This is a genomic window from Pseudomonadales bacterium, from assembly GCA_024234615.1.
Taxonomy (GTDB): domain Bacteria; phylum Pseudomonadota; class Gammaproteobacteria; order Pseudomonadales; family IMCC2047; genus JAJFKB01.
This window is the reverse complement of sequence record JACKNY010000001.1, coordinates 137,249-150,277: the sequence shown is the minus strand read 5'-3', so window position 1 is coordinate 150,277 and position 13,029 is coordinate 137,249. Positions and strand designations below refer to the sequence as shown.

The 13,029-nt window shown below is 48.2% G+C and carries 11 protein-coding genes; 3 read left to right on the top strand and 8 right to left on the bottom strand.

Features of this window, described 5'->3' with window-relative positions; translation table 11 throughout:
* Positions 1-85 precede the first annotated feature (85 nt).
* The 4 genes from H6995_00675 to H6995_00660 form a co-directional block, all read right to left on the bottom strand.
* A complete protein-coding gene (locus H6995_00675) occupies positions 86-2,440 on the bottom strand; it encodes a TonB-dependent receptor (protein MCP5213510.1) in 2,355 nt (784 codons plus the stop codon).
* A 240-nt stretch (positions 2,441-2,680) separates the two neighbouring features.
* Complete coding sequence (locus H6995_00670) at positions 2,681-3,019, bottom strand: DUF4870 domain-containing protein (protein ID MCP5213509.1); 339 nt, start codon at positions 3,017-3,019, stop codon at positions 2,681-2,683.
* Between the two features lie 96 nt (positions 3,020-3,115).
* The gene (locus H6995_00665; protein MCP5213508.1) at positions 3,116-3,919 is read right to left on the bottom strand and encodes a YIP1 family protein; all 804 of its coding nucleotides are present in this window, start codon (positions 3,917-3,919) and stop codon (positions 3,116-3,118) included.
* Positions 3,920-3,933: 14 nt separating this feature from the next.
* On the bottom strand, positions 3,934-6,117 hold the full coding sequence (locus H6995_00660; GenBank protein MCP5213507.1) for a VWA domain-containing protein: 2,184 nt from the start codon (positions 6,115-6,117) through the stop codon (positions 3,934-3,936).
* Positions 6,118-6,372: 255 nt separating this feature from the next.
* On the opposite strand from H6995_00660, the gene H6995_00655 reads away from it, so the two are divergent.
* On the top strand, positions 6,373-7,545 hold the full coding sequence (locus H6995_00655) for an NnrS family protein (protein ID MCP5213506.1): 1,173 nt from the start codon (positions 6,373-6,375) through the stop codon (positions 7,543-7,545).
* On the opposite strand, the gene H6995_00650 is transcribed toward H6995_00655, so the two are convergent.
* Both H6995_00650 and H6995_00645 read right to left on the bottom strand, forming a co-directional pair.
* The gene (locus tag H6995_00650; protein ID MCP5213505.1) at positions 7,529-8,524 is read right to left on the bottom strand and encodes an NAD(P)H-quinone oxidoreductase; all 996 of its coding nucleotides are present in this window, start codon (positions 8,522-8,524) and stop codon (positions 7,529-7,531) included. The two genes, H6995_00655 and H6995_00650, sit on opposite strands and share 17 nt — an antisense overlap.
* A 57-nt stretch (positions 8,525-8,581) precedes the next feature.
* Positions 8,582-9,019 carry a DUF4124 domain-containing protein gene (locus tag H6995_00645; GenBank protein MCP5213504.1) on the bottom strand — a complete coding sequence of 146 codons (438 nt, stop codon included), beginning with the start codon at positions 9,017-9,019 and terminating at the stop codon, positions 8,582-8,584.
* A gap of 83 nt (positions 9,020-9,102) precedes the next feature.
* Between H6995_00645 and H6995_00640 the strand changes: the two genes are divergently transcribed.
* Positions 9,103-9,996 carry a TIGR01777 family protein gene (locus H6995_00640; protein ID MCP5213503.1) on the top strand — a complete coding sequence of 298 codons (894 nt, stop codon included), beginning with the start codon at positions 9,103-9,105 and terminating at the stop codon, positions 9,994-9,996.
* 4 nt (positions 9,997-10,000) lie between these two features.
* Here the strand turns inward: H6995_00640 and serA are convergent, their stop codons facing one another.
* A complete protein-coding gene (gene serA / locus H6995_00635; GenBank protein MCP5213502.1) occupies positions 10,001-11,236 on the bottom strand; it encodes a phosphoglycerate dehydrogenase in 1,236 nt (411 codons plus the stop codon).
* A 104-nt stretch (positions 11,237-11,340) separates the two neighbouring features.
* On the opposite strand from serA, the gene H6995_00630 reads away from it, so the two are divergent.
* The gene (locus H6995_00630; protein MCP5213501.1) at positions 11,341-12,750 is read left to right on the top strand and encodes an FAD-binding oxidoreductase; all 1,410 of its coding nucleotides are present in this window, start codon (positions 11,341-11,343) and stop codon (positions 12,748-12,750) included.
* 26 nt (positions 12,751-12,776) lie between these two features.
* Here H6995_00630 and H6995_00625 read toward each other — a convergent pair whose 3' ends face one another.
* Positions 12,777-13,001 (bottom strand): hypothetical protein, encoded by a 225-nt coding sequence (locus tag H6995_00625; protein ID MCP5213500.1) that lies wholly within the window; start codon positions 12,999-13,001, stop codon positions 12,777-12,779.
* Between the last annotated feature and the right edge of the window lie 28 nt (positions 13,002-13,029).

Below are 13,029 nucleotides of genomic sequence, written 5' to 3'. Positions count from 1 at the left end.
TTGCTCTCAGGCACAATGGCTTTGCCTGAAAATAAAGGCGAACCGAAGGGTTTCAGTTCGCCACAAGTCCCTGTTGATAAATCAATTAAAAACTGTATTTAGCCGATAGCGCCCATTCCCTTTCCTTTGCGTACACAGCTTCCGCATAGCCAAACCCCGGTAGTTCCTCGTTACCGGTGATGATATAGGTTTCATCGCTCAAATTACGGCCGGAAAAGGCAAATTGCCAGTGCTCACCCGTACGATAAATCAGAGCGGCGTTAAACAGGTTCAGGGCATCCTGTTCAATTTGGGGTGAATTGATCGTATTGTTCTGCACCTCGTCGCGGTAAGACCAATCCGTATGCAGTGTCAGTTCACCCGCTGCCAGCTCCCAAGTGTAGTCAACACCGACAAAGGCCGTAAATTCAGGGGTATTAGGGAATTTATCATTTTTATTAATGGTGCGCGCACCGGGAATAGCTCCTGGCGCTTTAGTATACTCAGCGTCGATATAAGCGATATTTGCACTGATACTCAACGCCTCGATAGGATTCGCTAATAACTCAATTTCATAGCCCTGAATTTCCGCTTCTACCGCATTCAGGGTGGTGGGTGCGACTCCCGCAAAGACATTCACCTGCAAATCCTCATACTCGGTAAAATAGTAGCTCCCGTTAATACGCAACGTGCTGGCCTGGTTCGTCCATTTCCACCCCAACTCATAGGTCGCGGAGGTTTCCGGCTCATAGTTGATCGGCTCCAGCACACCCGGTGGTGGTATACGCTGATTAAAGCCACCACTCTTAAAGCCAGTGGCATAGGATGCATAAATAAGCAGATCTTGCGTGGCTTTAAAATCGACACTCAATAACCCCGTGGTCTCATCGAAATCTCGCTCAAATTTTTGATTCGGCACTAAATCGAACTCAGCAACTGTGGGTAACTGGCCACGAACTACCTTGGCGAACTGCAGGGTATTATCCAGAAATGTCATCGCCAAATTACCACTGGGATCGACGGTCACAAATTGATCCGGGGTAAAACTCTTGGTTTCGTCGGTTTTACGTAAACCAGCGGTAACCGACCAGCGATCGTTAATATCAAAGGTGACCTGACCAAAGAAAGCATCGCTGTCGTTGTCAATGTCGCCACCGCTCTTGAGGTAGAAAGTAGAGGTAATCACATCATTACGATTATTTCCCTCTTCTTCAAAATGATAGTATCCGAGCAACCAGTTCAGGCGATCATTGAACCCCGTACCGCTGAGCTGAAATTCCTGGCTAAACTGTTCTTGATCCATGGTATCGATCGTCTCAACCAATACGTAGGGCGAGTTATCGGTATCACGCGCAAACAGTGCATCAAACTCTCGGTACCCTGTCACCGATTTAAAAGTGACCACACCAAAATCATAGGCGAAAGTGAATGAGGTGCCTTTTACCTCAGCATCTGAAGGCGTGTTGGAACCTGAACGGGTCACGAAAGGACTATTACAATCATCCGCCGTCAGCGCCTGGGCCGCGGCACTGGTGCCCAAACAGGTATAGTCGCCGATATCAAAGCCCGGAACGACCGCAGCGACGGCATCGTTCAGGGCAACACCGACTAAATCGGCGGTCGGCTCAAAGGACAACAAACGTTGCGCCTGTGCCTGTTCATCACGATCTGTCCAATCGGCCGTTAGCATCATGGACAACGATTCCGTCGGCTCAAAATCCAAACGCGCATGAAAAACCTGAGCATCGGTGTCGTTCAGGTCCTTGCCGCCATTTAAATTCTTTACATTGCCATCCTGGTTGAGGTTGGCATAGGAAAACTTACCACGAAAATTCGTGGTAAAGGGAATATCCACTGTGGCTTTAAAATCAAAACGATCATCGGTTCCGGTTTTTATCTCGACCTCACCGGCAAATTCTTCTCCAGCACGTTGTGATGTAATGTTGATCGCACCACCAATAGTGTTTTTACCAAAAAGTGTGCCTTGCGGCCCCCGCAACACTTCTACTCGCTCAACATCGACGACATCCAGCACTCCGCCCACTGAACGAGCGATATAGACACCGTCCAGATAGAGACCAACACCCGGGTCACTGACTAGTGTGAAATCGGTTTGCCCAATACCGCGTATGAATATGGAAGAAGAAACCCGGCTACCGGAAATTGGTGTACTTGAATCAAAGGTCAGCCCCGGTGTTGCGTTGGATATTTGTGAGATATTATCCACCTGCAATGCTTCCAGCGACCGCGAAGTGAAGGCGGTGATGGAGATGGGGGTTTCCTGTAAATTTTCTTCCCGTTTGCGGGCAGTGACGACTATTTCTTCGATGGCACTGGATTTTCCGTCAGCATAGAGCAAAGGAGCAGCAAACTGTCCCGATGCCAAACAACAGACCATCACAGCTAAATGTGATCGCTGCCATTGAGCGATTGACTCGCTTTTAGATTTTTTGGTAAACATCAATTCCTCCCGATTCACGGCATTTATTGCATTTTGTCTTCGCCATGATACCCAAACAAGAAAGGAGGCCTTATCCAGTTACCGTTACTATTATCCAGCTATTGCCGTTAAAACCTAGGATTCGGGCTATCTGATGGGTCTGGGGGGATCGGAGAAAGCTTGAAACCGTCATTTGAAGCCGTTTGCTGCACCATGACAAGGTTGCAATTGGCACATTTGTGCGCTGCATTGACACGCGCTCTATTTAATAAATCGAATCGTTAAAGGATAGCGATAGTATTCACCCTGGCTGGCTTTAATGAGCCCGATAATGGTTACCACCAGCGCAAAAACCCCAAGCGCTGCGAGCAAGAAAATTCCGATAACAACAACTACCAGCAACCAGCTAATAAGTACAGCGATCAACAAGGTAAGCTGAAAATTAAGGACTTCTTTGCCGTTATAGTCGACGAAAGGCATTTCATCCTTTTTCATTAACCATAAAACCAGCGGGGCGATCAGGTTTCCAAAGGGGAAAACGAAACCGGCAAAGACCGCCATATGACAAAACATGCCCCAGTTTTTTTCATCTTTCGTCATCGACAGTACCACTGGTTATATTGGTTTTTCATCTTGCTTAGTCATCTCCCGTAGCCTTCCATCGCTACCATCTTTAACAGCATCATTGACCATAATCTATTCATTTGACTTAACTTCAGCTTCAGCTTCTGCAGCCGCCTCTTCCATTTTCCTTTTCACATCTTCAGGCATCGCTTCCGACATCCCCTTTAAAAACTCACCAAGCGCTTTGCCCGCTTCTTCAGGTGTCATGTCTTCGCCTTTTTTGGCCATTTTTTCAAAGGTTTTACTAGCCTCTTCAGCGCTCTTTTGCCATTTCTCGCCGACAGCTTCCATTTTTGCCTGATAATTACGCGCGTTATATTCACCCGAAAGCTGCATCAGCAAAAGTACCGCCGCCAAAATACCTATCGCCGTTTGTGCAGTTTGCTGTTTAATCCCATGCACTTCCATCGTTGCGATATACATCAGGTACATGCCCAGGCCCAAACTAACGATGGTACCGAGGTAGGGAATCCAGCCGACCAGAGGCATGATAAGGTAGATGACACTGGCATAAGAAACACAGCGATAGGCCGCTTCATAGTCCTTGGTCGAACCCATCAGTTTCCAAATGACAAACATAATCAATGCGCCGATAAAACTACCGATCAGCGCCATAATGGGGAATAGGAATAATGAGCTAAAGCCGATTGCCATTGCACCGATATGGCCAAGCCCGAACAAAGATAGCACCGCTGTCATAGCACCCATCAACACGGCCATGACCGCCAAGAATATACAGGGTTCAGTAAAGCCTCCAATTTGTGGCATGGCGCGGTAAAACTCTACCGGTTGCGTAATGACCGATTTCGCATCCTCAATCACCCTCGACAAATCAAAACCTTTTGCTTCTTCTTTTTCGTTCTCGTTCTGTGCCATTACCCTTTCCCCCCTTACAGGTTAAATATTTTTAATTTTTCAGCTTCAATCTGAATATCTTCAAAAATCTTAGGTGAGTGGCCCAGTAATTTAAGCCGGTAATTACCTGGCAACAATTTGATTGGCGGACCACCAACAATACCTGCGCCAACCAAGTGGTTATCCTGATCAATAACTTCATAGGATAATTCCATCGACTGCCGCAAGCTCTCCGCTAATTGCGCTGCATTAGGCGCATCGAAGTAGCGCCCATTACCCAACCGGGCCCACTCTTGAAAGGTTTCGCGCAACATCAGTTCATCAATAGCAAAACCCACAATGTTCACCTGCACTTTGTAACCCGCGTCATTGATGCTTTTTATCGCTTGCGCAGGGTCACCATCACAGGTTTCCTCGCCGTCCGTAATGAGCAGAATAATTCTTTCTTTCGTGGCTTGTGCCAGATCAGCAACCGCCTTTTGAAGCGCATCAGCGATAGGCGTCTTCGCCAAATTCATCGCATTGATAGAGGCTATTTTTTGTTTGACCGAAGCTTTATTCAGCGGGCCAAGTGGAATTTCCAAGTCTGTACGACAGCTGTCCTTCTCACGATGACCAAATACGCGCAGCGCAAAAGGCGTATTGTCCGGTAATACCTCTTGTGTCAATTGCAGCAAAGCTTCACGAGCAACGTCAATGCGACGCTTGCCTTCTATGCGCTGTAGCATACTGCCAGAGGCATCCAGAATCACGGCGATTGCAGACATACTGTTAACCTCGTCGCCAGACTCCTGGGCAGGTAAAACCTGCAGCGTCCCTGGAGCGCTAGAGGGCGTCACCCGCAAACTCGAACGCGCCAGCGTGTGCTTCAGTTCACCCGTCACATAACGAACTTCATAGTCCCCCGGCTGCGCAGGCGAAGCGATACGTAAATGTTTGCCTCGACGCACATAAGCATAAGGGCCGTCTCGGTTAGTCGCACTGCCTGCCGTTACGATCATTAGGAAATCTTGATTATTGCCTGGACCTTCCCAGCTCACTGGCACAGGCTGACCGAGTTCAATACTCGCTGGTACTTTTAAGCTAGCACTCGCGGGCAACACCTTCACGGCACGCTGTGCCAAAGTGATATAAGACCCCCCTGTCAAATACCGAAACTCATAGTCACCCGGCGTTTCGGGTACCTGTATTGCAACAGGGTTTCCACGATGAGTATAACGATAGACACCGTACTTTTTTTCGTCAGCAGCGCGCTCAACGATAGTAATAAAATCCTGCTGGTTATTCGGTCCTTGCCAGCCCACCTTAACGCTAGCACCAGCAACGACTTCCTCCGGTGCACTCAGGCTAGCGCTGGTAGTAATGACCTGAATTTCATCGCTGGCCAGCGTGTAACTCGACGCACCCGTTAAGTAACGAACCTCATAAGCACCGGGTTGATCCGGCGCAACAAGTACGACCGGATTGCCGGATTTAGTGTATTTGTACCGCTTGTAGGTCTTGTCTGGCGCACCTTGCTCAACCAACGTAATAAAGTCCTGCGCATTATTGGGGCCATCCCAGGCAACGGAAAATTCAGATCCCGCCGTTACCTGACTGGGGGCACTTACTTTTGCACGGGTGGCCATCACTTCAATTGGTGTCTTCGCGATACTCCTGAGCGAACTTCCCAGCAAATAACGCAGTTCATAATGGCCCGGTTCGTCAGGCGCGCGCAGTTTAAGTTGGCTGCCTTTTTTGGTGTACTGATAATTTTTATATTTTTTATCTGGGGTATTACTCGGCACCAGCGTTACAAAGTCTTGCGGATTGTCCGGGCCAGTCCAGCTAAAGCTAAATTCAGAGCCCGCAACGGCTGTGACAGGCGCACTAATTGTCGCCGTCACTTCAATGACTCTTAAAGCGCTACGGCCCAAGGTAGTATAGGGGCTGCTCGCACTCAGATAGCGGACTTCATATTCACCGGGTTTATCTGGCGCAATCAAAGTGATAGCGCCAGCTTTGCGGACATACTGGTATTTTTTATATTTGCCTTCCGCTTCACCCTTCGGAACGATAGTGACAAAATCTCTTTCATCGCTTAAGCCTTGCCAGGATACGGCCACCGCCGAACTCGCTCCCACTTCTGAAGGAGCCTGCAGCTGAATCTCGGCAAAGAGAAGGGTACTGTTGAGCAACAGTACCAGGAGAAGGGTTTGGCGAAGCTGTATTATGTTCATATTACAGCACTCCCTGCTGCGCTACTTTAGATTAACATCAGCAACTGCAAAGCGCTTTTGTAGCAAAGTTGTTCAGCTTATGCAAGTACACCCATATTCGCCAAACCCCTTAACTTCACAAGAATTTCACACGAGATAATTGGCACCATCTCAGCTCAACACACTATAATCGCGTATGATTATCGATAGCTGGAAGGACACCCTGATTATTAGCACTACAAATTGCCGCCAATTATCTTCTTTCACAGCATCGCTATGAAACAGCCCAAGCCACTGAGCGGCAAAGGTAACGCCTATCGTATTTTCTTCGCAGCCGCTGCTCTGCAGGCCATCATTTCTCCTTTGCTCCTACTTTTCTTTCGTTATGGTTTATTGGAGCCACCGAGATTATTGACTCTCGGACTTTGGCACGCTCAAGAGATGATTTTTGGCTATGTCCTACTCGTCATTGCAGGCTATCTGGTCACCCAGATTTCTCCAGCCAGATTATTTGGCCTCTTGCTGCTTTGGCTAATGGGGCGTTTGATCTGGCTCATGGATGCAGGGCTGCCAGCGGCGATGGTAGCGCTAGTCGCAGCAGCTTTTCCACTGGCGCTGAGCTGGCTAGTCAGTACCAAATTTAAGGCGGCAAAACGCCTTCGCAACCAAATGTTTAGTATTATTTTTTGGTGTCTCGGCTCCTTGGCAACTATTTTTTATGCACTTATTTATATTCAAAATTTCGTTGCCGCCTATCAAATGATCTATATCCTGATTTACCTGGTCACTCTATTTATCATCATTATGGGTGGTCGCCTGATTCCTCCGGCCACCATTGGTGCATTGCGCGAGCAGGGCAAGGATGTCAGAATTCCTTTTCAACCTACTTACGAAACCATCTGTATGGCACTCGCTCTTCTGCTGATGTTATTTGAGCTGCTGCCCATCGCACCATTTTGGCAAGCAATTCCTGCGCTGGCATTATCTGTGGTTCTGTTATTGCGACTATCACTTTGGCGCAGCTTGGAGATTCGCCACGCACTTACTTTATGGCCACTGCACTTAGGCTATTTTTGGCTAGCGGCAGGGTTCGCTTTACTGGCCTGCGCCAGACTCGACATTGTGCTCAGCTCGCAGGATGCACTACATGCCATTACCCTGGGCGGTATTGGCGTTATCACCTTAACTATGCTGATTAGAGTAAGCGGAATACGGGGCACTCAAGATCAGGTCAATCAGGCTGTATTATGGGGAATTCAAAGTGCGCTGTTCATTGCTTTAGCGTTTAGGTTAGCAGCCTATTCAGCACAAGCCTATAGTGAATATTTACTCTGGTTGTCGGCGATTTCCTGGGCGCTGGCATTTACACTTTTTCTCTACAGCTTTTATCCCGCGTGTCAGCTCATTCCAGATTCAGCGGGGCGAAAAACCACTAAACCGAAAGAATAATTTTGCCAATGTGAGCGCCGGATTCCATACGTTGATGCGCCTCAGGCGCTGCCAATAATGGGTACACTGAATCAATCACTGGCTTGATTTGGGCGGTTTCAAGCAGAGGCCAAATACGTGATTCCAGTTCTTGCGCGATACTCGCCTTAATGACTACAGATTGCGATCTCAGCGTTGAACCCATTAGCGTTAAGCGCTTCAATAACAAGGGATTAAAGTTAACCTCCGCCTTGGCACCTGAGAGAAACGCTATGGAGACGATTCTTCCTTCCAGTGCTGCCGCCTTCATATTACGTTGGATATAATCACCACCGACCATATCCAGAATCACGTCCATTTTTAAATCTTGGGCTTTTAATGCTGCGACAAAATCCTGCTCACGATAGTTGATAGCAAGTGTTGCGCCAAGCTGTATACAGGTAGCGCACTTCTCCGCACTACCTGCTGTCGTGTATACTTTGGCACCCATCCTGCTCGCTATTTGAATTGCAGCTGTGCCAATGCCGCTGCTGCCGCCGTGAATCAAACAGGTTTCTCCGGGTTTTAAACCAGCGCGCTGAAACAGATTGTGCCAAACCGTAAAAAAAGTTTCCGGCAATCCGGCCGCTTCGTTAAAACTAAAACCTTTTGGCACTGGTAATGTCAGCCGTTCGTGTGCATTCACGTACTCCGCATAACCACCACCCGTCACCAATGCACAAACCCGGTCGCCAATACGATAACGCTCGACCTTCGGGCCAAGCGCCACCACCTCACCTGCTACTTCCAAGCCCGGTATATCGCTAGCGCCTGGCGGTGGCGGGTAATGTCCCATTCGTTGCACCACATCCGGCCTGTTCACTCCGGAAGCATGCACTTTAATCAAGACTTCCTGCTGATCTAGCTCAGGAACAGCTCTCGTTCCGAGCTGCAATACCTCGGCAGCGCCCGGTTCGCGTATTTCAATCACTTGCATGGTTTTGGTAGGCTGGGAAGACATATAGCTCTTAGAAGGTTATTGCGAAAAAATTAATGAATCGGGCTTTAGCAAAGCTAGCTACTCACAGTATTTCTTGATTTGCGCCTCTAACTCCTGCGCTTTCTGTGCTCTTTCAGCCTCGCTAACTTTAATTTCATTATTATTTTTATCGTAGAAGATGACGCGGCCCTGAATAACCTTTAGATGTTTTCGTGCCGTTTGGCATTGTTCATTACGTTGCCTCTTAGCAGCGGAAGAATACTCTTCGCTCTGTTTTTTCTCGGTGCGTTTAGCCGCCTTATTACGCTCATAGTGTTGTAATTGCTGCTTTACATCACCGCCACCAAAATCGGTATTAGTCGGTTTTATTGAATCCGAAATATCTTCTGCTTTAGCGTCTTTAGGCTTTTTATCGCTGAAATGGACTTTACCCTCAACATCAACCCAACGGTACATCTGTGCTTGCACCGCAGGCGCGCTAAGCAGTATAAAGACAAGAATAAGTGATGGGCGCATAATTAATCCTTAACGTCTCACTTATAATACAGGATTTTTTTACTCCTATCCCCTTCATCAGTACGATGAAATGAGAGGTTTATGTGCGAATTCTTTTCACTGGCGGCACAGGATTTATCGGCACTGAGCTCCAGCACAAGTTACTGGCGGATAAACATCAACTGATTATGCTGACACGCAAGCCGGAACAGTTTGCCAGTCATCCTGCCGAGGCAATAGCTGCCATCAGCTCTTTGGACGAACTAGCCAATAATGACCAGTTTGATGCCATCATCAATTTGGCGGGAGAAGCCATCGCTACTCAGCGCTGGTCACCAAAACGTAAAGAAATTCTACTCAATAGCCGTCTGGACACCACCCAGGCTTTACTGGACTTTATTGCTCGAACAGAGCACAAGCCCGGATGCCTGATCAACGCCTCTGCCGTGGGCTTTTATGGCGATCAGGGCGATGCGGAGGTTGATGAATCGACCCTACCGAATCCTGACTTCGGTCATCGGCTCTGCGCAAGCTGGGAAGCTCTTGCGCAACAGGCTGAACAACATGGTGTACGCGTTTGTATTGTCCGTATTGGTTTGGTGGTCGGTGCCGATGGCGGTTTTCTGCAGCGTCTGCTATTTCCTTTTAAACTGGGATTAGGTGGCCCTATCGGAAATGGTCGGCAATGGATGTCCTGGGTGCATCTCGACGACCTCACTGAACTGATGTTATGGCTACTTCGCAATCATAAAACACAGGGAATCTACAACGGTGTTGCGCCAACGCCCGTGACCAACAATGAATTTACCCGAATACTAGCCAATTGCCTTCATCGACCTGCCTTTTTACCTGTCCCTGCCACAGTATTGCGTCTAGCCTTGGGGGAAATGGCCGGCTTGCTGTTGACGGGTCAGCGGGTACTCCCCAGACATGCACTTGATCAGGGGTTTCAATTTCGCTTCTCTCAGTTAGAGGACGCTTTGCTCGACATCATCTAGTTCGTTAGAACAGGACTCGCGTGCGAATAGATCCTTCAATTTCTCTCAATGCTTGTAGCGCTTTTTCGCTATGATCGGCATGAATGTCCATTACTACATAACCCAGCGTGGCATTAGTTTGCAGGTATTGGCCGCTGATATTGATGCCATTATCCGAGAATACGCTGTTAATTTGTGACAGTATTCCCGGCACGTTACGGTGCACATTTAACAACCGATGCTCGTCAGGGTGGGCGGGTAATGCAACCTCTGGAAAATTAACACTGGAAAGGCTAGTGCCGTTATCACTATATTTAACCAGTTTTTGCGCCACCTCCACGCCGATATTTTCTTGTGCTTCGATCGTGCTGCCACCAATATGAGGAGATAAAATGACGTTATCAAATTCACGCAGCGGAGAAACAAAATCCTCCTCATTAGATTTCGGCTCGACCGGAAACACATCCAGCGCCGCACCCAGTATAGCTTTCGCTTTTAGGCTTTCTACCAGGGCATCAATATCGACCACTGTTCCCCGCGAAGCATTGATCAGAACACTTTGCGACTTCATTTTTTTCAACTGCGCGGCGCCGATCATATATTTTGTTGCCGGTGTTTCCGGCACATGCAGACTGACTATATCAGACTCTGCCAACAGCGCATCCAGACTGGGCGCTTGCACAGCGTTACCCAAGGGCAATTTAGTAACGATGTCATAAAACTTAACCTGCATACCCAACGATTCCGCCATTACGCTCAACTGCGCGCCAATATTACCGTAACCCACAATACCGAGCGTTTTTCCACGAATTTCATAAGAATCCTTAGCCGTTTTCTGCCATTCGCCGCGGTGCGCCTTTGCACTTTTTTCAGGAATACCGCGCATCAATAATATCGCTTCTGCTAACACTAACTCAGCGACGCTACGCGTGTTCGAAAAAGGCGCGTTAAACACCGCCACACCATGTTCAGTGGCCGCCTTGAGATCGACCTGGTTGGTGCCGATACAAAAGCAACCTACGCCCACAAGCTTCTCCGCCGCCGCAAAAACTTTGGCAGTTAGCTGAGTACGTGAACGAATACCGACAAAATGTACATCTTTGATTTTATTGATTAAATCATCTTCGTTTAATGACGTCTTGAGGTTTTCAACCTGGCTATAACCGGCAAGGTTAAAAGTCTCGATGGCGCGTTGGTGAATACCCTCCAAAAGGAGTATTTTAATCTTCTGTTTTGTTAAGGATAAGCTGATGTCGGACATGAGAATAGTTTCGCGATAACCTCTAATTTGAAGGCGCGCTATGTTAACATAATCCGCCTTTAAACTGATCGAAATATTTCACTCCGAGAGCCTATAACGACAACATGAGTACGCCTGATTCTGCACCCCAAGCAACCATACTGGCAGCACTAACAAAAATACTAGTGCCTAAAGACATCGCCACTGATAGTGATACGCTCTCGAACTATGGCAAAGATTGGACACGGGTTTACCAACCGAATCCACTGGCTATTGTTTTTCCACGTGACACAGATCAAGTGCAATCACTGGTTAAAATAGCCAATGAGCAGGGCTTCGGCCTAGTGCCATCGGGCGGTCGCACCGGGCTCAGTGGTGGCGCTATGTCGACGAATCAGGAAGTGGTCGTGTCCTTTGACAAGATGAATCACATCGGTGAATTCAATGCCGTGGATCGCAGCGTCGTCTGCCAAGCCGGAGTAATTACCGAGCAGTTACAAGAGTTCGCCGCACAACAGGGCTTATTCTATCCGGTCGACTTTGCCTCTTCCGGATCAAGCCAAATCGGTGGCAATATCGCCACCAACGCGGGTGGCATCAAAGTCATTCGTTATGGGCTTACACGAGATTGGGTCGCGGGTCTAAAGGTAGTAACCGGCAAGGGCGATATCCTCGAACTGAATAACGGCTTGGTAAAAAACGCGACGGGTTATGATCTGCGTCACCTCTTTATTGGTTCAGAAGGGACGCTGGGATTTATCACCGAAGCGACCATTCGCCTAATGCGCCCACCAAAACATTTAGCCGTGTTAGTGTTAGGCGTGCCCGAGTTCGATGCGCTCATGAACGTATCGCGTAGTTTCCAGGAAAAAATAGACCTCACTGCTTTTGAATTTTTCTCCGACAAAGCCCTGCATTATGTCAGCGCACGCGGCGAAGTTGCCAAACCTTTTGCAACGGCAGCACCCTATTACGCACTGTTGGAATTCGAACTGATTTCGGAAGAAACCGCCGAACAGGCGATGGCACTATTTGAGCATTGTGTGGAGGAGGGCTGGGTGCTGGATGGCGTTATGAGCCAGAACGAAACCCAAGCCACCAACCTATGGCGCTTGCGTGAGGATATTTCCGAAACTCTCGCCGAGTTCACCCCCTATAAAAATGATCTATCTGTCACTGTCTCTCAAGTACCCGAATTTCTGCACAGCGTTAACGCAGTAGTTTCCAAGGAATACCCCGAATTTGAAATCGTCTGGTACGGCCATATCGGCGACGGCAATTTGCACCTGAATATACTTAAACCAGAGCAACTGGATAAGCAGGAGTTCTTCAAGAAGTGCGCTGATGTCAATCAACAGGTGTTCGATCAAGTGGCTAAATTGGGCGGCAGCATTTCCGCCGAACATGGCGTAGGACTACTAAAGAAACCCTACCTGCATTACAGCCGCAGCGAAACCGAAATTAGCTATATGCGAGCGTTAAAACAGGTGTTCGACCCTAACAATGTGATGAATCCCGGAAAACTGTTGGATTAAGCGCTGGCTGTGGCGGCACTTAGGAGTCAGCTCAAAAGAAGCTGCATACCTTTTATCGCTTGAGTACTGGCTTTAATAAAGCTCCATATCTCCCTATCCGACTCAATGATCGGCCTTCTTTCTGGCGGAATAGTGGCTTCCCAGGCAAGCGTATCGAACTCCAAATGCGACAACCCTGCTAAGTTGCAAAGTGACTTGGCAATGGTTGTCTTGCCTGAACCTGAATTCTCAAATATTAGAACTTTTCTCAACCTTTGATTCCTACTGACACATTAGCAT

Excerpts from the sequence above, each read along its gene's own strand:
- H6995_00675 (MCP5213510.1), bottom strand. The coding sequence starts at position 2,440 with ATGTTTACCAAAAAATCTAAAAGCGAGTCAATCGCTCAATGGCAGCGA.
- H6995_00670 (MCP5213509.1), bottom strand. The coding sequence starts at position 3,019 with ATGACGAAAGATGAAAAAAACTGGGGCATGTTTTGTCATATGGCGGTC.
- H6995_00665 (MCP5213508.1), bottom strand. The coding sequence starts at position 3,919 with ATGGCACAGAACGAGAACGAAAAAGAAGAAGCAAAAGGTTTTGATTTG.
- H6995_00660 (MCP5213507.1), bottom strand. The coding sequence starts at position 6,117 with ATGAACATAATACAGCTTCGCCAAACCCTTCTCCTGGTACTGTTGCTC.
- H6995_00655 (MCP5213506.1), top strand. The coding sequence starts at position 6,373 with ATGAAACAGCCCAAGCCACTGAGCGGCAAAGGTAACGCCTATCGTATT.
- H6995_00650 (MCP5213505.1), bottom strand. The coding sequence starts at position 8,524 with ATGTCTTCCCAGCCTACCAAAACCATGCAAGTGATTGAAATACGCGAA.
- H6995_00645 (MCP5213504.1), bottom strand. The coding sequence starts at position 9,019 with ATGCGCCCATCACTTATTCTTGTCTTTATACTGCTTAGCGCGCCTGCG.
- serA (MCP5213502.1), bottom strand. The coding sequence starts at position 11,236 with ATGTCCGACATCAGCTTATCCTTAACAAAACAGAAGATTAAAATACTC.
- H6995_00630 (MCP5213501.1), top strand. The coding sequence starts at position 11,341 with ATGAGTACGCCTGATTCTGCACCCCAAGCAACCATACTGGCAGCACTA.